We start from the raw sequence: 19,020 nt of genomic DNA on the forward strand, positions 1-19,020 counted from the left end.
GACTCGAAAGAGCCGATAACGGTCGTTAGAAGCTTGTGATTGTCCTCGTCAGGACCGGCGGGAACTAGAGCAACCTTTCCAAGCGGCTCGCCAGTTGCCCGACCAGATCGCCCTTGGGATCGAGGCCGCCGATGGGCGCGCCTGCGACGTTGCCCGCGCGGTCGAGAATGACGATGGCAGGTAGCTGGTCCACCCCAAGGCGACGCGAGATGGTGCCTTCGGGATCGCGCAACACGGTGACATTCAAACCGTATTTGCGCGCGAATTCTTTCAACTGTTCATCCGAAGCGTAGTTCTTCGAGCGAGGGGATTCGGAATCGGTGCTCACCCAGAAGACCTCGACGCCGCGCCCGCGGTAATCGTCGGCGAGCCGTTGCACGCCTTGAACCTGCGTGCGCGATAGCGGCAACCACGAAGCGCCGAAAGCGAGCACCACCACTTTGCCGCGCAAACCATCTGCTGTGATCGTCCGCCCATCAACCGAACGCATGGAGAACTCAACCGGTCCAGCAGCCTGCGCCGTCAACAGACAGACCGTGCATGCGAAGAGCAGCGCCGTCAACGCCCGGTTCTTTCTGCTGCGATCTTTCATCTTTGGGTGTCGCTCCTTTTTCGCTTGGCTCAACAGCTTAACGCTTCGAGGGCGTGATCTTCAACCGAAGAGGTTAGATGTGTCGTCGAGCGGTTGGGTTGTCGAAAGGGAAGCCGAGAGGTGGACGCTGATCGTTCGACTGCGATCGACATCCCGTATGATCATCAGCGGAAAGGGGCGTCACCGAGGCCATCTCAATGGATTAGCGCTCGGGGCGACCGAACACCTCTTCATGCAGGGCGCAGTATTCTTCCCACGTGTCCACATCGCGCACGACATACGGCGACTCTACGGGGATCGAGCGTAGCTCCTCTCGTCTGCGGTCGAGCAGCGCGCGCAAGCCTCTCGCCTCATCGAGGCGAAGAAGTTCCTCGCGCAGAGAGAAATCTACGAGAACGGGGTGTCCGCGACGCCCCTGCCATTCGGGCACGAGCAGTTTGGCCCGACTTCGCGCTCGCTCATCCAACAGCGCGCGGACGACCGAGGCGGGAATGGCTGGTTGATCTGCGAGCGCGATGAGCACGGCCTCCGCCTCTCTGATCGTGGCCACGCCGCAAGCGATCGAAGCGCTCATCGCGCTCGACGGGTCAGGATTGTGCGCGAAACTGATGGACCAGTCCCTCAACTTCGCCTTCACCTCGCCCGCGCGATGGCCGACGACGACGACGATCTTTCGTATCCCAGCTTCGCGCAAGTTCTCCAGACATGTTTCGATCACCGTCCGCGGACCGAAAGGCAAGAGCGGCTTGAACGCCCCCATGCGGCTTGAGCGTCCAGCGGCCAAAACTATAGCGACGATCCTTTCCGCTTCGTTCATCTTTGCGCCTTGAGCGTTTCGATCAATCCGCGTTTGGCGAGCACGCCGACGATGTGGCGACGATACGAAGTGGAGGCTGCAACGGTGGTGCGCAGCGGCTTGGCCGTGCGACGGACGAGTTCGGCCACTTGCTCCAATGTCTCCGCCGAAAGGGTTTGGCCGATTACGAGTTCCCTCACGCCATCGACGAGTCGCGGACTAGGATTGACCGCTGTGATCGCCACGCGCACGTCGTCGCACAGGCCATCTTCGCGCACTCGCGCGGCAACGGCGACGCCCGCCAGCGGATAATCGACCGATGAGCGAACGCGGTATTTTAAATAGACGCCGCGCCAATCGGCGAACTCCGGAGCGACGCGCACGCCACAGACGATCTCATCCGACGCGAGTTCATACTTCTTGATGCCGTCATTGACGAAGAACTGAGCGAGTTTCACGGAGCGCTCGCCGCGCGGACCAGCGATATCAATCGCGGCGTCGAGCGCGAGAAGCGCGGGCGCAAGGTCTCCCGAATAGGCCGCCCAACAGCGTTTGCCGCCCGGTGCAACGTGGCAGATGGCGCCGTCTTTCTTCAAGCAGAAGCCGTTCGCTTTGCGCCAGAAGTAGGATTGATTGTAGTAGACGCAGCGCGTATCGAGGCAGAGGTTGCCGCCCACGGTCCCCATGTTCCTGATGTTCGGTCCAGCGACCTGCGACGCGGCTGAAGCGATCACCGGAAAACGCAAACGGATTAGATCGTCTTCGGCTAATTCGTTCAAACGCACGAGCGCGCCGATGCGCAGCCCGCGTTCTGGATCGAACTCGATGGCGCGAAGCTCGTCAAGACGGCTGAGGTCAATGACGTGAGCTGGAGTTTCGATCCTCATGCGCATGTTGACCACGAGATCGGAACCGCCCGCGAGCAGTTTCGCTTGCGCGCCGTGTTCTTCGAGCAAGCGCACCGCTTCGCCGAGCGTTTGCGGACGGTGTAGTCTAAACGACGCCATCGCCATGGTTCTAGCTCCCGTTCAGAAAGTTACCGTGTGGTGGATTTCAGTCAAGGATGCGCCCACACCGAGCGATGCGAGATGAAGTTCGTCGTCGAGCGTGTAATGGCGTTGCGCATCTCGTCGCATCCTTGACCCTTCATTAAGACGAGGTCTGCGATTTACTCTTCTCGCTTGGCCTCGTTCTCTTCCGGTGCTTTCGCCCGTTCTTCGCGGGCGTTTGCGCTTCCATTGCGCCGCCGCTTCTCCGCGAGGGCTTTCAGGATCTTTTCGGGCGTGATCGGCAGATCTCGAATGCGCACGCCGACGGCGTCGTAGATCGCGTTGGCTACCGCCGGAATGGTCGCTGCCAGACTCCCTTCGCCCGCTTCTTTGGCGCCGAAGGGACCTTCCGGATCGATCGTCTCGACGATGATCGTCTCGATTGGCGGCGAATCAGGTGCCACTGCCGTCTTGTATTCGAGCAAGCTCGGGTTCATCGTCAACCCTTTCTCGAAGATCTGCTCTTCGGCGACCGCTTGGCCCAGTCCCATCCAGACCGAACCTTCGACTTGCCCCTCGACGGTGAGCAAGTTGATCGCGCGACCGCAATCGTGCGCGACCCAGACCCTATCGACTTTGAACTGTCCGGTCTCGGGGTCGACTGTAACCTCGGCGACTTGCGCTGAGTATGAATAGGCGACGCCCGGTCCGACGCCTGCGCCGCGGAAATTCCCGCCTTGCGATTCGGGCGGTGGCGCGTAGGCGCCTTTGCCGATGAGCGTGCCGCCCTGTTCAATCGCCGCCATCAGCGCCTCCTGATAGCTGATCGCGCGTTGCGGTTCGTCTCGCGGAAAGATCTTCTCGTCGCGCGCGACCAATCTATCGGGACTTTCACCGAGAAGCTCGGCGGCGACGCGAAAGAGCTGCCGTTTGATGTCACGCGCTGCTTCGCGCGCTGCGTTTCCCGACATGAAAGTGACGCGCGATGAATAGGAGCCGAGATCGACCGGCGTGATCGCCGTGTCAGCCGCGATGACGCGCACGCGGTGGAGCGCGACGCCCAGCTCTTCGGCGACGATCTGCGCGTGAATCGTCTCCGTCCCTTGACCTATCTCCGCCGCGCCTGTATAGACGGTGACGCCGCCGTCGTAGTCGATCTTGAGCGAGACGTTTGAGTGCGGCATCTTGGAACGGATGATCGAATTGGCAGCTCCTGAAACGTAGTGCGATCCGCCGATGCCGACGCCGCGCCCGAAGGGGAGTTTGCCGCGTTTGTTCTTCCAGTCCGAAGCCTCGATGACGCGCCGCAAACATTCATCGTAGCCGTAGCTCGTCACGCGCAGAGAGTTGACAGTGAACGTGTGCGGGCGCAGGCAGTTCTTCAAACGCAGCTCGGCCGGATCCATGCCGATCTCTTCGGCGAGCATGTCGAGCTGGGATTCGAAAGCGAAACGGATGCCGACCGTGCCGTGTCCGCGCATCGGTCCGCACGCGGGCTTGTTGGTGAGCACGCGGTAGCCATCGTACTTGATGTTCGGGATGTCATAGATTGCCGCCAGCAACGCCCCAGCATAAAGGATCGTCACTACGCCATATGAGCAATAAGCTCCGCCATCTTGGATCACTTTCGCTTCGACCGCCGTGAGGCGGCCGTCTTTGGTGACGCCCGTCCGAAGCTCCATGTACTGTTCGGGGCGCCCGCGATGTGCGTAGAAGACCTCTTCGCGCGTGAAAGTGAATTTCACGGGGCGCCCAGTCTTCTTCGATAGAAGGCAAGCGGCGATCTCGTGCGTGAAGGTTTCGGACTTGCCGCCGAAGCCGCCGCCGACAAACGGTTTGATGACGCGGATCGAAGACATCGGGACGCCGAGCACTTCGGCCAGCGTGCGATGGACGTAGTGTGGCGTCTGCGTCGAAGTCCAAAGTGTTACGCGCCCATCATGCTCCCAGTGCGCGACGCAAGCGTGCGGCTCCATCGGCGCGTGCGTTACGCGCGGTTGGAAGAAACGGTCGAAACGAACCGCGCCGCCCGATTCGAGGGCCTCGCGAAACCCGCGTTCGACGTCGCCGAAATGGTGATGGTACTCCTTCTCGATGTTGCGTTTCCGGTCGGCGTGAATCCACAGGTTCGGATCATCGCAGGCCATCGCCTCTTCAGGCGTCAGAAAAGCGGGCAAGACTTCGTACTCGACTTCGATCAGCGCGAGCGCTTCTTCGGCGATCTGTTCCGAGACGGCGCACACGGCAGCGACTTCGTCGCCAACGTAACGGACTTTATCCAGACAAAAGGCCGTCTCGTCATGGCCGATGGGCAGAATGCCGTAACGCGCGGGCGCATCTTTGCCCGTCACCACTCCCATCACGCCCGGCAACCGTTCGGCTTTGGACGTGTCGATGCGCAGGATGCGCGCGTGCGGGTGGGGCGAACGGAGTATCTTGCCGTAGAGCATGCCGGGCAGGCGCAGATCATCGGCGTAAAGGGCCGTGCCCGTCACTTTGGGCGGGCCATCGGTCATCGGGACGCGCTTGCCGATCGTTGAGAAATCCCGCTCGCTCATCGCAACCTCCGGCGAATTGAAGTTGAAAGAGAGCTTTCACAAAGCGTAATGATAGCAGTTTCTCCGTATGGGTGTCGCGTGCAGTGAGGGGTCATTTGAGGATCTTTTCGACATATCCAGAACTGAAGGACGCTGAGCGCGATGATGAGCATTTCGTCATCTTGGGATCTTTTCGGAGCCCCCCTAGGTGATTGGGTAGCGCGAAGTTCGGGTGAAGAGTCGGCCACCGATCTTTTTCTATCGCTGCGCTGATCGTCGGGCGGGACCTCAACAAAAGGGACGAATCTATCTCCGCGTTGACTTCCCGGAAGAGAAGGGACGAAAAACGAGGGGCGAAAGGGCTTCGTTTGCAGCCCTTCGCCCTTGATCTACGAGGCTTGCGCGGGCGGTCTCGTCATTGCGAGCCGATCAGGCTCAAGATGAAGAAATTTTTTGCGCGTACCGAACACGCTCTTTGGTCTCGTCATTGCGAGCCGATCATGCTCAGGATCAAGCGGGATTCGGCCAATTGTTTGGTCGCCGGAGCGAAGTTGTAATTCCGCTTTTTGCCGTCGGGCTTTTTGATCCTGATATGAAACGCGGCGAACTCGTTTCCGACGAAACGGTTCAGTTTCGCTTCATCTAGCTCGCTGAGCGGGACGTCGTAACTGTCGCCGCCGTTATCGCTCTCGAAGACGACCTTGTTTTTGGAGATGTAAAGCGATCCTTCACAATAATCTTGGAAAGTACCGCCGGCATGATCGTGATAGACGCGGAAGAGGGCGCTCCCGCCGCGCTCGATGGCCGAGCGCATGGCCCGCGCAGCTCCGCCGACGTCGGCTTTCTCATAGAGCAGCATCGGTCCGAGCAGTTGGTAGGCTTCTGGACGCGAAGGATCAAGGCGGATGGCGCGTGAAAGGAGATCGATCGTTTGATCCGGGCCGATTGATCTATCGAGCGCGCGCTCCATGAGGTCGTCGTATGATGACGTGCGCGATGGTGCACGCGACGAAGACCTGCTGGGCGACGGCGTCTCATCTTCGTCGCTCCCGAAGGTCGTCGTGACGTGTTCGCTGATCGCGCCGAGCAACGAGCGCGTGCCCCCGGCAGCGGCGATCTCGCGGCTGATCGCTGGCGTTAGGACGAATTGGACGCCGCGCGCTTCGACGATCTGTTCGACTCGCGCTGATGGCACTCCGCTCTGCAACAAGGTGATGACCTCATCCTTGGTTAGCGGCGGCCCCTTGGCGACGTTTGGAGATGGCCGTGCCGCTGCATTGGATCCCCTACTAGCAGACGAATCAACGGCGTTCGGACGGTAGTTGGCGCGCATTGCGGCGATCAGAGCCGGAAATGCGCCAGCCTGACGGAATTCGGCCTCGATTTGGGGCGTCACCTGAAAGTCCACGCCGCGACGCTGCACCGCCTCGACGAGCGCTTCCGTCGTGTAGCGTTTGGAGCGCACGGCATTGAGCAGGACCTCTTTTGAGAAGGGCTTGACAGTTTGCGCCACGGGGGCGGTCAGACAGAGAAACGTGCACAGAAGAACGACCGTAAGTCGTATGGCGAGCGCGACAGGAAATCTTTTCGTGAAAGCGACTCTTTCCATGATGCTTTCCCCCCTTAAACTTTTCGATCCTTGCCGATGGCGCCCTCTTTTCTATAAGAGCATCTTAGGGCAGCCTCATGAGTTCTTCGACTTGCTGTTCATGACTTGGCCGACGGCGCTGTGTCTGCGTGCGTTTTTCTTGCGGAGTGCGCGTTTGTTGTTTCGTCGGTCGCTTGTTTTCGCGTTGGTCGGCGTTGGCCTGCGTCGCTTCTTGGCCCGAGGAGGCGACCTCTTCCAACTTCTTCAGCTTTTTCAGCTCTTCAATCGGCGGCAACGCCGGTGCGGCTGGCAACTCGGGACCCTTCGTCTCGGATGTTGCCGCTGCGGGCGACGCGCTCGGTTGCGCGGGTTGAACCTTCGGCGTCGAGTCCGAACTCGTTGTTCTATCGACCCCCGAGTTCGTGTTTCTTGCACCGAGCGAAAGCAAGATCGCCAGCGGAACCAGCAAAAGGAGAACGAAGGCGGCGAGGCCACCAGCGATGGCGATCCTTTTCGGCTTCCATATGCTTGCGGGCGACGCTGGTTCAGATGGTGCAGTCCACCCGGCGAGCCGAGTTTCTCGCACCGCCTCTGCGGATTGAGCGCGCGGAGCGATCACGGTCGGTTTGATGACGGAGGACGTCGTTGCGTGTTCGCTCGAGTCGTTCCGCGCGACGTCGCCAAACGTTGTGGAGGCGATCCCTTGCGCAGGTGAAAACGTGAGCGTTTCATCTTTCAGCAGCGCCGTGCGAAACTCCATCGCTGAACTCCAACGATCTGCCGGGTCTTTCGCTATCGCGCGCATGATCGCTTCTTCGATGGGCTCCGGGATCTCAGCGACGATTTGACGCGGCGGCGTCGGCATGCGTTCGATCTGCGCGTGCATCAACTCGAACTCGTTCTCGATGGCAAACGGCACGCGCCCGGTCAATATCTCATAGAGCAACATCCCCAAGCTATAGATGTCGGAGCGTGCGTCCGTCTCAAGCCCGCGCACTTGTTCCGGAGACATGTACTCGATGGTCCCGATGAGATGTCCGGCGCGCGTCATACGCGCTGTTCCGAGCACGCGCGCAATGCCGAAGTCCATCACTTTGAGGACGCCCTCATCAGTCAACATCATGTTCGCCGGTTTGATGTCGCGGTGTATGACTCCGCGACGATGCGCGTATCCGACGCCTTCAAGCGCATGGCAAAAGAGCGGGATCGCTTCCCTGTACGGGATGCGCCCGCGCTCGGCGAGCACGCGATCGAGGGTTTTGCCTTGCAGGTATTCCATCACCATGAAGAAGTCGTCGCCTTGCCGGAAAAAGCTGTAAAGCGCGGCGATGTTCGGATGATTCAACTTGGCAAGCGTGACCGCCTCGGAGCGAAAACGCTCGACGACCTGCGGCTGATTGGCCAGCTCAGAGCGCAAGACTTTGATCGCCACGTCGCGTTCGAGCATCAAATCGATGCCGCGATAGACCGCTCCCATGCCGCCTTCGCCGATCTTCTCGATGATCTTGTAGTTGCCGACGATGCGTCCGATCATTTAACCTCCTTCAAGTCGCGCGTGACGGGCGACGCCCGCATGGCGCATTGATCCGCCGCACGTAGCTCGACGATGCCAACCGTGATGTTATCGTGACCGCCGCGCGCGCGCGCAAGGGCGATCAATCTCTCGCTCGCTTCATGTATGTCTCTCGCCTCGAGCAACACTCGCTCGATCTCGCTATCTTCGACTAGGTCGTACAAGCCATCCGAGCAGAGCAAAAAGGTGTCGCCGACGCGCGTCGTCAACGGCGGGCCGAGAGTCGAGATCTCCACTTCAGGCGTCGTCCCGAGCGCGCGCGTGATGACGTTCTTGTCCGCGTGATGGCGCGCCTCTTCGCGCGAGATGACGCCTTGGCGCACCATCTCCATCACGGCCGAATGATCTTCCGTCAGCAAGTTGAGGCGTCCGGCGCGCAAAAGATAGGCGCGACTATCGCCGACGTGGGCGATGAACGCTTGTCCATCGCATAGCGCAAGCGCCGTGCAGGTGGTTCCCATGCCGCGAAGTTGGGCCTCGGAAGATGCAGCATCGTAGATGCTCCGATTGGCTTCGATGAAAGCCCGCGCCAGCGACTCCGTGGGGTCAGCCTGAATTTCATAATAGCGGCGACCGATGATCTCGGCGGCCAGCCGACTGGCCACTTCGCCCGCCGCATGCCCGCCCATGCCGTCGGCGATGATGGTCAGCGTCCCCTTGCCTTGCAACCAGTCGGGGTTGCTGGGTTGAACGTGCACGCCGCAATCTTCGTTCATCTCACGCACGCAGCCGGGGTCGGTCCTGATGCTGGCGAGCACTTCGAATTGCGGGTTGATGCTCCGATTTCGATTCATCTTTCCGTTTCGTGACCTTCGTTTAAATCTCTCGAGGAGTCCCATCTTCGTTTTTGAGCGCATCTTCTTCTGCGCCTTTTTTGGCGACGTTTCGTCGGGCCTACCGCTCCATTCTGAAAGTGTAAACGTGGCGCGTCTCGCTGACGGTGAACTCCACGGGCTTGTCTTGAAATCCCTCGCGGCGCAGCTCCAGTTGTATCCTTTCACCGGGAGAGGCCCGCAGTTCGTAAGGCGTCGTGCCCAAGAATCGATTGTCGCGGTAAACTTCGGCCCGTCCTTCGAAGACATCTATCAGCACGGTCTTGGCGCCTGCCTCTTTTGTCGCCGTGCTCGCTTGGTTCATCCCAGCAATGGGCAACGGCGAGGAGGTTGACGTCCTGCGGCCATTTCCGATGAATCTGATGGCGAGAAAAGCGCATAGGACCAAGACCGTGCCGAGAAGCGCCCACACGACGGGCCGACGGTGCGGCATGGCGGTGATTCGAGAGCTTGGATCTTTCGGTTCAGTCGCTCTCAAACGCGCGCGTTCGCGCTCGAGGTCTTCGAGAAGCTCGTGAGCGGTTTGGTAACGAGATGCCGGGTCGCGGCGCAAGCAGCGTCCGATGATCTTCTCGATGCCCGGTGAGACCAACGGATTTAGGTGGGAAGGCGGCTCGAAAGCGGCACGGTTGATCCGTTCACAGATCGCGCCGAGATTGGGGGCCGCAAATGGGGAGCGTCCGGTAAGCATTTCGTAGAGCAAGGCACCCAGAGCCCAAATATCGGACCGCGTGTCGGCCCGTCCGGTTTGCAGTTGTTCCGGCGCAAGGTACTCAATCGTCCCGATGACTTGTCCGGTTGCCGTCAGACCGCGCGTTAGTTCAGATCGCGCGATGCCGAAATCGAGCAGTTTCACCTCGCCGCGGGAGTTGATCTTGATGTTGTTCGGTTTGATGTCGCGGTGGACGATGGCGCAAGAGTGAATGTAAGCGACGGCCTCGACCACCGCTTGAAAGATGGCGAGGGCATCGGAGATGGCAAGTGGACCGCGCGCGGCGATCAGCTCCGAAAGAGCTTGGCCGTCAACGTATTCCATGATGATGCACGGTTGGCCCGCCACCTCGGTGAAGTCATAGAGCGCAGCGATGTGTGGATGTTGTAACCGCGATTGCACGCAGGCCTCGTGTTTGAACCGCTCCAGCGCCTCAGCGGTCTGGGCGGCACCGGTGAGGACTTTGACAGCGGCGAAGCGTCCGATCTTTGCGTGTTGTGCGCGATAGACCTCGCCCATGCCGCCCCGTCCGAGAAGATCGAGGATGCGGTACTCGCCGAGCATGGTCCCGGGTTGCAACATCTCCTTTGACCTTCAATCAGTTCGACGCCGTGGAGACGGACATCAACTGTTTGCCGTAACGGATCGGGACGGCGAAAGTGACGGCCGCTCCGCCGCGCACTCTGCCAGCGTAGAAGATGCCGATCACCCGTCCGCGGTCATCGAACACCGGCCCGCCAGAGTTTCCGCTGCCTGTCGTATTGATCTGCAATTGGTAAGCGTCGCCGAAAAGACTTAGCACCATATCTTTGTTCTTTTCGGGATCCTGCCCGCGGAGGATGCGTCCGATGTTGCCGACGGCGACGGTGGGATCGGGGATCTCTTTGATTTGCATTTGCTGATTGAACATGTCTTGTGAACGGATGATGCCGACCACGGGGGGCGAGATCGCCGGATAGCCCATGACGATGGCCGCATCTCCCGGCTTGATCGTGTCGTAGTTGTCGTAGATCTCCACCTTGGGTACGGCTTCGGGCACATCGATCTTCAACATCGCGACGTCATGCCGATCGGAGATGCGCGCGATTTTGGCTGGGATGCGTTGATCGCTCTTGGGAAAAGTGACGTTCAAAATATCGTTCTGCCCTTCGAACGTGCCGCTGATTCCACCTTGCTGAGTTTCTGCGGGCACCCAATTGGTGGGCGGCTCCAGCGAGCCAGCGTAGGTCGGCGTTCGCTTATCGGCGGCGAAGACGATGCCGAATTGATAGAGCGGGTTATCGACCGGGAACTGATAACTGGTCCGCCACGTCGCCGCCACGTGACGATTGGTCAAGATGAATCCATCGCTCGAGACGACGAAGCCGGAACCGGTATGCTCGCCGTTGATCGGTCGGTTGTACGGATTGCGTTCGTAGGTCAGGTAGGGTTCGATCTTGCCGCGTTCCACTTGAACGTAAGCCGGAATGACCGATGGTCCGCCCTTCAATAGGCGTCCGCCCTCGTTCGGGATGAACTGATGATAGACCAAGCCGCCCGTCTTGGTGTTGAGCAGCTTCCACGAAACTTCGATGTAAACGACGGCGTTGCCATTTCGTTGCGCGATCTCGGTGGGCGTCAAGGGCGCACGCGCCTCTTTTTCAGCCAGCGTCGCCTGCACTTTGCCGACCTCTTGGCCGATCTGCGCCTCGGTTGTGCGACTGCGGTAGATCAAGTAACTGGCGACAGCGCCGAAAAGAACGAGCACCACGAGCAGCGCCGCGCCGCCGATCAACATGTACTTGCGCGATTGCTTTTTGCCCGTTTCGCTGAGGTTCTGCGCGATGATCCTCTCCACAGTCGCTTTGCCAACATACGAAGGGGAGCCGGGCGACGTTGATGGCGGAGAGGTGGCTGCCGCTTCAGCGGCGACGCGCGTTTGCGGGACGCCGGTGGGCAAAATGCGGGTTGCCTTCACCGATTGGGTCGGGCGAGGTTCGACATCGAACTGAAACTCCGGTCCGCCCGGACCGAATTGCACGACATCGCCCGGCGCGAGCCGCACCGTGCCGTTGATCCGTTGTCGGTTGACGAACGTTCCGTTGCGACTGTTGAGGTCGGTGATCGTAAACTGCGATGGATCGTTTGGATCGCGAGCGATGCGCGCGTGTTGTCGTCCGACCAAATCATCGCGTTCGGGGTCGTACCGAACGGTGGCGGATGGGTCTCGTCCGAGCGTCAATTCCGATACGTGGGCGAGGGGAAACTCTTCCACTTGGTTGGCTTTCGATCCGCTCAGGTGGCGTATAACGATGCGCTCCATGGTCTTTCTCCGTGCTCCGTGGAATGTGAAAGCCGTTTCGGTTATTCGAGCGAGGCTGGGGCGAGCGTCGCTTTTCGACTCATCTCTGCGCGAAGGTCTGAGGCGATCAACGGGCCGTCTGACCGCATCAAGCCCCCGACCTAGTACGGGGCGATTATAATTCAAACGCGGCGAGGTACGGGGCGATTATAATTCATACGGGGCGATTATAATTCAAACGCGGCGAGAATCAAGGTTCTTTCGGAACGCGCGCTCCGCATCATCAGGATCCGGTGGCATCGTCTAGACGAAGGAATTCCGGAAACTCGGCGGCGCGCCGGACGGCGGCGATGATCTTTGTATAACCTGTACAGCGGCAGAGGTTGTTCGACAGGGCTTGCCGGATCTCATCATCTGTCGGGTGCGGGTTGCGTTGCAAGAGCGCGTAGCTGCTCATGATCATGCCCGGCGTGCAAAAGCCGCACTGCATGCCGCCTTCATGCCAGAAAGCTTCTTGCACGCGATCAAGCCGTGCTTGGCGCGCGAGCCCTTCAATGGTCGTCACGTCGCGTCCGGCGCACTGCGCGGCGAGCATGATGCAGGAGAGCACCGGCGTGCCATCGACGAGCACGGTGCAGGCGCCGCAGTCGCCGTCGTCGCACCCTTGTTTCGTCCCTGTCAAACCGAGCTCTTCGCGCAGCACGTTGAGCAGCGTTCGATTGGGGGCGGTGACGACGGCGCGCTCTTCGCCGTTGACTCGAAGCGGGATGACTTCGCGGGCCATAGCAGACCTCCTTGGCGACGCTCGCGGGCGTCAGCTCTCCGCCATTGAGCGGACGCGCTGACGCGCCGGATGGAGCACCACGTTGTCGATCAAGCGCGTGCTTCCGACGTAAGCCGCAAGCGAAAGCAACGCCGTTTGATCCTCCAGTTTATCGAGCTTTTCGAGCGTTTCGGCATCGTTGACGCTCACGTAATCGAGGCGAACGCGCGGTTCGGTGGCGACCTCGGCGCCGACGATCTCGATGAGTTTGCGCGCCGAACGTTCGCCGTTGATGTAGGCTTGCTCGGCGCGCGTCAAAGCGCGGTAAAGGACGGCGGCAGCGCGACGTTCCTCTTCGTTCAAGTAAGCGTTGCGCGAAGAGAGCGCCAGCCCTGATGTCTCGCGCACCGTCGGCAACACGACGATCTCTGTATCGAACGCCAGATCGCGCACCAAGCGTTTGACCACGATGGTTTGTTGGGCGTCCTTCTGGCCGAAAAAGGCGAAATCAGGGCGTATGATGTTGAAGAGAATGGTCAACACGGTCGCCACGCCGCGGAAGTGGCCTGGGCGCGCCGCTCCTTCGAGCTGATTCGACAGCCCTTCCACCGTCACGTAGGTTGAGAAGCCCTTTGGGTAGATCTCTTCCACCGACGGGGCGAAGATGTAATCGACGTTATAATCGGCCAAAAGCGTCGTGTCTTTGGTCAGGTCGCGCGGGTATTTTTCGTAATCTTCGTTGGGGCCGAACTGCGTCGGGTTGACGAAGATCGAGACGATGACCACTTCGCACATTCGACGCGCTTCGCGCACCAAACTCAAGTGCCCGTCGTGCAGTGCGCCCATGGTCGGCACGAGTCCGATGGTTTTGGCCTCTTCGCGGCGCAGTTTGCGTGTGACCATGCTCATTCTTTGACGACGGGTGATGATCTCCATAGCGGTTCGTTTTGCGAGCGTCTACTTCTCCTCGATCTTTTCTTCGCTCAGCAGTGATTCTAGCTCCAAAAACGCTTCGGGCGATAGGCCATACGACTCTTCTTCGGTCGGATAGGCGCCCGTGCGCACGTCTTGGGCGAAGCGCTCGACGGCATCGGCGATGGTCTGGCGCACGTTGGCGTACTGGCGGACGAAGCGCGGCTTTCTGTTTTCGGTGAAGGAGAGGCCGATCAGGTCGTGAATGACCAGCACTTGAACGTCGCAGTGCGGGCCAGCGCCGATGCCGATGGTCGGAACGCTGACCGTCTCGGTGATGACGCGCGCCACTTCGCGCGGAACCAGTTCGAGCACCAAAGAGAAAACGCCTGCCTCCTCTAGCGCGCGCGCGTCTTCGATGAGCGCCCGCGCAGCTTCTGCCGTCTTGCCTTGCAGGCGGAAGCCGCCGAGCTTGTTGACCGATTGCGGCGTCAATCCGATGTGGCCCATCACCGGTATCTCCTCAGCGATCAAGCGCCGAATCGTCTCGATCCGATGTCGACCGCCTTCGAGCTTGACGGCTTCAGCGCCGCCCTCTTTGATCAATCTCAGCGCGGCGCGAACAGCGTCGTCCGCGCCCGTGTGATAGGACCCGTACGGCATGTCGGCCACGAGCAGCGCACGCTCCACACCGCGACGCACGGCGCGAGTAGCGCTCACCATCTCGTCGAGCGTCACCGGGATGGTGTTCTCGTAGCCGAGGACGACGTTGCCGAGGCTGTCGCCGACGAGGATGATGTCGGTCCCGGCTTCGTCAATGATGCGCGCCGTTGGGTAATCGTAAGCCGTCAAGCAGACGAGCCGCTCGCCGCGCTCTTTGCTCGCGCGCAAAGACGGCACAGTGACTTTTTCCGGACGCTGTTGTTTGAGGTAAGCCATGTGGCCTTCTTTCTGCGGTCTGTTGCCGAACCGCAGCGATTATAGGCGAGCGGCCGCGCCGCGAGCAAACCGCCTCTCGTTGGCCGCGCCCGAATGCGGAGACGCGCGCTCGAAGCGCCTGCGTCGCTTCGAAACTTTTGTGCGCAGCAAACGTCTGCGCATCGGTCCGCAGGTGTCCGTTCAGCACATCTTTCGTTTAGGCCACACCTCGACGCGCGCGGGGTCACGCACTTCTGCAAGCAATTGAGCGGCAGTTCGTTTGAGCGTTGGATGAATCGCTTGCGGCGCGATCTCCGCCAGCGGTGCGAGAACGAAGCGGCGCAAGTGAAGACGCGGGTGCGGCAACGTCAGGAACTGGCTCTCGATCTCGAGATCGTCGTAGAGTAGCAGGTCAAGATCAATGGTGCGTGGGCCGCGCAGAATCGGGCCGCGCTGCCGACCGAGCTGGCGTTCGATTTCCAAAAGGCGTGCGAGCAGCTCTTCGGGCAAAGGAAGCGTGCCGCGAAGTTCCGCCACCATGTTGAGGAATTCGGGTTGTTCGCGTAAGTCAACCGGCTCGGTCTCGTAAACGGACGAAAGTTTCGAGATGGGAAGGGCTGCGTTCAGCATGGCGCGCACGGCGAGCAGAAGGTGGCCGGCGCGGTCGCCCATGTTCGACCCGATGCAAACGTAAGCACATGCCCTTTTGCGCTGCTGATCCTCTTTCATCTTGGCCCCTTGCCTTGCGAGTATCGCGCACTCCGACGCCCGAACCATAGCACGAAAGCAAGGCTGAACGGGAGACGCTTGGCGCGCGAACAAGTCGTTTGCGCGCCGCTGCCGAGCGCGCGATGGGTTCCCAAAAGACGAGGGAGTAGCCCGCGTCGGTTCTCGTGTGTTAAACTGCCAATGAGCGAAACGAAGATTTCGCCGCTGCGGCGCGCTTCGGATGAGCGCGCGTTTGTTTGAAAAATTTTTCAAGCGCCGTGCTCTGAGGCGTTCATTCCAGCGATGGCGACTCTCTGATTGGAGACGCCATCCGGGCGGGTGAGACGATTCCGAAGAGCCCCGTCCAGACACAAATGGCTCGACGAAAGTTTCGCAACAACCAACGTCACGAACCTTCTACCGAGCGGTCTTTGCATGAATACTTCATCTCAACGCCAGCGCCGCAGACTTCGCGTTCCGAGTTGATGCGCTTGGTGCGCGGCGGCGAAGATACTTTCCTCGAACTCAAAGTCAAACTCTCCAATCCGGAACGGGTGGCACAAGAGATCGTCGCGCTCGCCAATGCCGGTGGCGGCACGATCATCTTCGGCATCTCGGATCAGATGCGCATCGAGGGCGTCGATGATCCGGAAGAGGTCCAGCGCGAGCTTGTGCAGATTTGCCGCGAACAGATCGTCCCACCCCTTTTCCCGTACATCGACTGCATCAGCTTCGACAGCGGACGTCGCGTCGTGGCGCTCGAGATCCGCGGCAAACGACGGCCCTACAGAACGCGCGATGGGCGTCTCTTCGTTCGCTTCGGAGCCGAAAAGCGCGAGGCTTCGCCCGACGACATCACCGCGCTGCTGGACGAAGGGAGGCCGTTCGACTACGAAACGATGCCGGTCATCGGCGCGCGCCTCGAAGACATAGACGAAGCCCATCTGTGGAGTTTCATGCGCGAGTTCGCCGAAGAAGTGCCGGACGGATTTCCGACCGCCGACGTGCTCGAACGCGACCTTCTGCTGGCGACCAACATCGCTGGGGCGCTGGTGCCGACCGTGGCTGGCATACTCCTTTTCGGGCGGAACGACCGCATGGCGGAGCTTTTGCCGGGAGCCGCGGTGACGGCGATCCGTTTTGCCGGCGATTCGACGCAAGCGCCCGTGATCGAACAGGCTGAACTAATCGGCAACCTCTTTGCGCTCTATGAGGCGGCGCTGCGTTTCATCGCGCGCTATTGCGACCTGTTGATCGAAAGACCACGCGCGGTTTTGCCGGACGCGCCCGTAGTGGGGCGTGCCGCTTATCACCGCGACGCGGTGAGCGAAGCGATCGCCAACGCGCTCATCCACCGCGATCTTTCCGTGCGCGAGCAGCCGACGCGCATTCACGTTTTTGACCGCGCCATAGAGATCTGCAATCCGCGGCGCACGGCCGGGTTCGCGCACGCGGCGCAGCGCGCCATCCGCTTCGGCGTCCCTCAAAGATTGAACCCGCAGCTTGCCGCCATCTTCTCAAATCCCGCGTATGGACTGGACCTGCCGCGAGGCGGTATGCCGATGATGCTGCGCCGCGCGCGGGTCTTCTCCGGTCAAAAGGTGGAGATCCGTGCTTTCAACGACGAGTTTCGCGTGCGTTTGCACGGCGTTACATGAGCCGTGGATCTCTCCAGCCTTGTCCCGGCGACGGATCGTTTGCACGCTCGGTCCCGGCATCCTTGCAACTTTGCCGATGGGGGATGCTGCGTGTTTTTCATGACCACATGCTTTCATGACTGCATACTTATATTTTGTTCGTTAACCTTGCCTGCTGGTTTAATCTCCCTTCCGGGTAAGTTGATGAGGGCGAAGGGAAGCGCCCTCCCATCGTAGTGCTGGGCTTCTCGCCGACAAGCTGCAAGCTCAAGGTCTTGCCATCATCCCACACATAGCGCTGACTCCGCCCCCTCTCGATCGGCAAGCTGCGGGTCTTGTCATCAGAAAGCTTCCCCGCATGGGCGCTTCTTCCAGCCTGCCTTCTGTTGATCTCCGTAGGACCGATTAAAAAGAAGGGAGCCGCCTCATCCAAAAGCCGTACAAGCGCTTCCCTGAGATCGACCTGTTCCGGTCAGCCGCCGGATGGCCTTGTTGGTTGGCTGATGTGGAGCCGCGCCTCCTTTGGGAGAGATCGGCGAGGCGCGCGCGTTCAGAATGGCTTGAGGGTGAGGGGATTTGGGTCTGCGCGTTTCGGTCAAAAGAGCGCTTGAGCGAAAGATTAAGGCATCGCCGAGGGCGCTACGGTTCGACTTCTTTTTCCCCATAGATGACCTCCCGCGATTACCTCTCTCGCTCTCGTCCGAAGTCAACCTCGAAGCTCAAAAAAACTCTTCACAACTTGAGCTTGTTGGGATTATACAGTGCGCTATCCGCAAGCTGACGCGTGGTCTTTGCCCAAGCGGTCTTTGCCCCAATAGACGGCCGCCACCACAACGCCCCGCTTCACAGCCCACGCGCGGCGAGCGCGTTGCGTTATGCTGGCTTTCAACTCAGCGTTGTTCGCTGATTGTTGGAGGCTTGGCTTCGAACGAGAAGTCAAGTCGTGAGTGACGGAAGAAGATCGGCGCGCACGCCAAGAGCGCGCTTTCGGAACAGGACTTTAGCGGAGGGAGCGATCTGCCGCCTCATTGGTCTTTTGATCGCTTTAAGGTCATTATGGTCGCTAAACACTCACCGAATACTCACCGACGTTTTGCAGAGAGCCATGCTGTCGGCAAGCTGTCGGCAAGCGATTGATCGTCATCATCTGGCTGATGGGCGCGATGCTGAGCGCGGGAGTGCCTCGAGCGGTTCGCAGCGTGGGTAGGCTTGAATCGCGGAGCAAACAGAGCGAAGTCGAGAGTTGGCCGGTTCGCGTCGGGCAAGTTCTGGTGCGTTTCAGCGCATCGCTGGACGACGCAGCGCGCACGCGGTTGGCGCGCGCCAACGGCGGCGAGCGCCTTGGGAGATTGTATGGGCGCTCCGGCGTTGAACGACTGAAGGTCGCGGCTGGGCAGGAGCTCGCCGTGGCAGCGAGGCTTGGGCGTGCGATGGGAGTTGAATGGGCCGAACCGGACTGGCAACTGGTAGCAGGCAGTTGGCCGGCAGCGTTGGCCGGGTTAAGTGGAGCACGCGGCAGCGAGAGCCGAGCGGATAGGGCGGTAGATCTGGTCGATCCTTTGGGAAGGGGTTGAAAGAAGGTGGGTCGCGCAACCAAGTCACGTTGGGTGTGGAGAGCTTGGTGGTTGCTTTGCTTGACAACGGCGTAGATTGGGAGCATCCGGCGCTGGCAGCTCACCGATGGCAAGGCGAAGCGGATAACGGTGTCGATGACGATGACGACGGACTGGTAGATGATGTCGATGGTTGGGATTTCGTTTTCGGGCGACGCAACGCGGGCATCCCAGATGAACATGGAACGGAGTTGGCTGGGGTGGTGGTCGGCGCGCGCCTCGATGCGAGCGGGTCAGAGGCTGGATTGAAGTTGATGAGCTTGCGCGTTTTGGGCAGCGACGGGCGTGGCTACGTGAGCTGGGCCATCGAGGCGATGGATTACGCGATCGCGCACGGAGCGCGCGTGGCGTTATGCGCTTGGGGAGGCAAGGGGGAGTCGCGCTTCTTACTCGAAGCGCTACAACGTGCGGTGGCTGCCGATATAGTGGTCATCGTAGCTGCTGGCAACGACGGACGGGAGTTGGCTGAATGGGGCTGGTATCCAGCCGGTTGGAAGCTCGATGGTGTGCTCGTAGTGGCGGCTTCGGCAGGCTGGTGGGCAGGCCGAGCAACGGCGCACGCTACCGC

The 19,020-nt window shown here is 60.4% G+C and carries 16 protein-coding genes; 3 read left to right on the forward strand and 13 right to left on the reverse strand.

Annotation, left to right across the window (positions count from 1 at the left end):
• Positions 1–64 precede the first annotated feature (64 nt).
• The 13 genes from C4334_RS08475 to folK all read right to left on the reverse strand — a co-directional run bounded on the left by C4334_RS08475 (position 65) and on the right by folK (position 15,223).
• Positions 65–592, reverse strand: coding sequence for a peroxiredoxin family protein (locus C4334_RS08475; protein ID WP_352431652.1), 528 nt, complete (start codon positions 590–592; stop codon positions 65–67).
• 202 nt (positions 593–794) lie between these two features.
• Complete coding sequence (locus C4334_RS08480; protein WP_352431653.1) at positions 795–1,409, reverse strand: nucleotidyltransferase family protein; 615 nt, start codon at positions 1,407–1,409, stop codon at positions 795–797.
• The gene (locus tag C4334_RS08485) at positions 1,406–2,395 is read right to left on the reverse strand and encodes an FAD binding domain-containing protein (RefSeq protein WP_352431654.1); all 990 of its coding nucleotides are present in this window, start codon (positions 2,393–2,395) and stop codon (positions 1,406–1,408) included. Before C4334_RS08485 ends, C4334_RS08480 begins: the two co-directional genes overlap by 4 nt.
• 161 nt (positions 2,396–2,556) lie before the next feature.
• Positions 2,557–4,935, reverse strand: coding sequence for a 4-hydroxybenzoyl-CoA reductase subunit alpha (gene hcrA, locus C4334_RS08490; RefSeq protein ID WP_352431655.1), 2,379 nt, complete (start codon positions 4,933–4,935; stop codon positions 2,557–2,559).
• 463 nt (positions 4,936–5,398) lie between these two features.
• The gene (locus tag C4334_RS08495) at positions 5,399–6,523 is read right to left on the reverse strand and encodes a hypothetical protein (protein ID WP_352431656.1); all 1,125 of its coding nucleotides are present in this window, start codon (positions 6,521–6,523) and stop codon (positions 5,399–5,401) included.
• 64 nt (positions 6,524–6,587) lie between these two features.
• Positions 6,588–8,036, reverse strand: coding sequence for a serine/threonine protein kinase (locus tag C4334_RS08500; protein ID WP_352431657.1), 1,449 nt, complete (start codon positions 8,034–8,036; stop codon positions 6,588–6,590).
• Positions 8,033–8,869, reverse strand: coding sequence for a Stp1/IreP family PP2C-type Ser/Thr phosphatase (locus C4334_RS08505; RefSeq protein WP_352431658.1), 837 nt, complete (start codon positions 8,867–8,869; stop codon positions 8,033–8,035). The genes C4334_RS08500 and C4334_RS08505 overlap by 4 nt, the downstream gene beginning before the upstream one ends.
• 100 nt (positions 8,870–8,969) lie before the next feature.
• On the reverse strand, positions 8,970–10,202 hold the full coding sequence (locus C4334_RS08510; RefSeq protein WP_352431659.1) for a serine/threonine-protein kinase: 1,233 nt from the start codon (positions 10,200–10,202) through the stop codon (positions 8,970–8,972).
• A 16-nt stretch (positions 10,203–10,218) separates the two neighbouring features.
• Complete coding sequence (locus C4334_RS08515; protein ID WP_352431660.1) at positions 10,219–11,922, reverse strand: trypsin-like peptidase domain-containing protein; 1,704 nt, start codon at positions 11,920–11,922, stop codon at positions 10,219–10,221.
• Positions 11,923–12,184: 262 nt separating this feature from the next.
• On the reverse strand, positions 12,185–12,685 hold the full coding sequence (locus C4334_RS08520; RefSeq protein ID WP_352431661.1) for a (2Fe-2S)-binding protein: 501 nt from the start codon (positions 12,683–12,685) through the stop codon (positions 12,185–12,187).
• Positions 12,686–12,715: 30 nt separating this feature from the next.
• Complete coding sequence (panC, locus tag C4334_RS08525; protein WP_352431662.1) at positions 12,716–13,600, reverse strand: pantoate--beta-alanine ligase; 885 nt, start codon at positions 13,598–13,600, stop codon at positions 12,716–12,718.
• A 21-nt stretch (positions 13,601–13,621) separates the two neighbouring features.
• On the reverse strand, positions 13,622–14,515 hold the full coding sequence (gene panB, locus C4334_RS08530) for a 3-methyl-2-oxobutanoate hydroxymethyltransferase (RefSeq protein ID WP_352431663.1): 894 nt from the start codon (positions 14,513–14,515) through the stop codon (positions 13,622–13,624).
• 180 nt (positions 14,516–14,695) lie between these two features.
• Positions 14,696–15,223 carry a 2-amino-4-hydroxy-6-hydroxymethyldihydropteridine diphosphokinase gene (gene folK, locus C4334_RS08535; protein WP_352431664.1) on the reverse strand — a complete coding sequence of 176 codons (528 nt, stop codon included), beginning with the start codon at positions 15,221–15,223 and terminating at the stop codon, positions 14,696–14,698.
• Positions 15,224–15,576: 353 nt separating this feature from the next.
• On the opposite strand from folK, the gene C4334_RS08540 reads away from it, so the two are divergent.
• From C4334_RS08540 to C4334_RS08550, 3 genes are all read left to right on the forward strand, one after another.
• Complete coding sequence (locus tag C4334_RS08540; RefSeq protein ID WP_352431665.1) at positions 15,577–16,860, forward strand: AlbA family DNA-binding domain-containing protein; 1,284 nt, start codon at positions 15,577–15,579, stop codon at positions 16,858–16,860.
• 1,250 nt (positions 16,861–18,110) lie between these two features.
• Positions 18,111–18,413, forward strand: coding sequence for a hypothetical protein (locus C4334_RS08545; protein WP_352431666.1), 303 nt, complete (start codon positions 18,111–18,113; stop codon positions 18,411–18,413).
• A partial coding sequence (locus C4334_RS08550) for a S8 family serine peptidase (RefSeq protein WP_352431667.1) occupies positions 18,410–19,020 on the forward strand: 611 nt, incomplete at its 3' end. The genes C4334_RS08545 and C4334_RS08550, both read left to right, overlap by 4 nt.

This window comes from Pyrinomonas sp. (genome assembly GCF_040289685.1).
Lineage (GTDB): Bacteria > Acidobacteriota > Blastocatellia > Pyrinomonadales > Pyrinomonadaceae > Pyrinomonas.

What these genes read in the sequence shown, in the direction of transcription:
- C4334_RS08475 (WP_352431652.1), bottom strand. Translation starts at nt 592, where the DNA reads ATGAAAGATCGCAGCAGAAAGAACCGGGCGTTGACGGCGCTGCTCTTC.
- C4334_RS08480 (WP_352431653.1), bottom strand. Translation starts at nt 1,409, where the DNA reads ATGAACGAAGCGGAAAGGATCGTCGCTATAGTTTTGGCCGCTGGACGC.
- C4334_RS08485 (WP_352431654.1), bottom strand. Translation starts at nt 2,395, where the DNA reads ATGGCGTCGTTTAGACTACACCGTCCGCAAACGCTCGGCGAAGCGGTG.
- hcrA (WP_352431655.1), bottom strand. Translation starts at nt 4,935, where the DNA reads ATGAGCGAGCGGGATTTCTCAACGATCGGCAAGCGCGTCCCGATGACC.
- C4334_RS08495 (WP_352431656.1), bottom strand. Translation starts at nt 6,523, where the DNA reads ATGGAAAGAGTCGCTTTCACGAAAAGATTTCCTGTCGCGCTCGCCATA.
- C4334_RS08500 (WP_352431657.1), bottom strand. Translation starts at nt 8,036, where the DNA reads ATGATCGGACGCATCGTCGGCAACTACAAGATCATCGAGAAGATCGGC.
- C4334_RS08505 (WP_352431658.1), bottom strand. Translation starts at nt 8,869, where the DNA reads ATGAATCGAAATCGGAGCATCAACCCGCAATTCGAAGTGCTCGCCAGC.
- C4334_RS08510 (WP_352431659.1), bottom strand. Translation starts at nt 10,202, where the DNA reads ATGTTGCAACCCGGGACCATGCTCGGCGAGTACCGCATCCTCGATCTT.
- C4334_RS08515 (WP_352431660.1), bottom strand. Translation starts at nt 11,922, where the DNA reads ATGGAGCGCATCGTTATACGCCACCTGAGCGGATCGAAAGCCAACCAA.
- C4334_RS08520 (WP_352431661.1), bottom strand. Translation starts at nt 12,685, where the DNA reads ATGGCCCGCGAAGTCATCCCGCTTCGAGTCAACGGCGAAGAGCGCGCC.
- panC (WP_352431662.1), bottom strand. Translation starts at nt 13,600, where the DNA reads ATGGAGATCATCACCCGTCGTCAAAGAATGAGCATGGTCACACGCAAA.
- panB (WP_352431663.1), bottom strand. Translation starts at nt 14,515, where the DNA reads ATGGCTTACCTCAAACAACAGCGTCCGGAAAAAGTCACTGTGCCGTCT.
- folK (WP_352431664.1), bottom strand. Translation starts at nt 15,223, where the DNA reads ATGAAAGAGGATCAGCAGCGCAAAAGGGCATGTGCTTACGTTTGCATC.
- C4334_RS08540 (WP_352431665.1), top strand. Translation starts at nt 15,577, where the DNA reads ATGGCTCGACGAAAGTTTCGCAACAACCAACGTCACGAACCTTCTACC.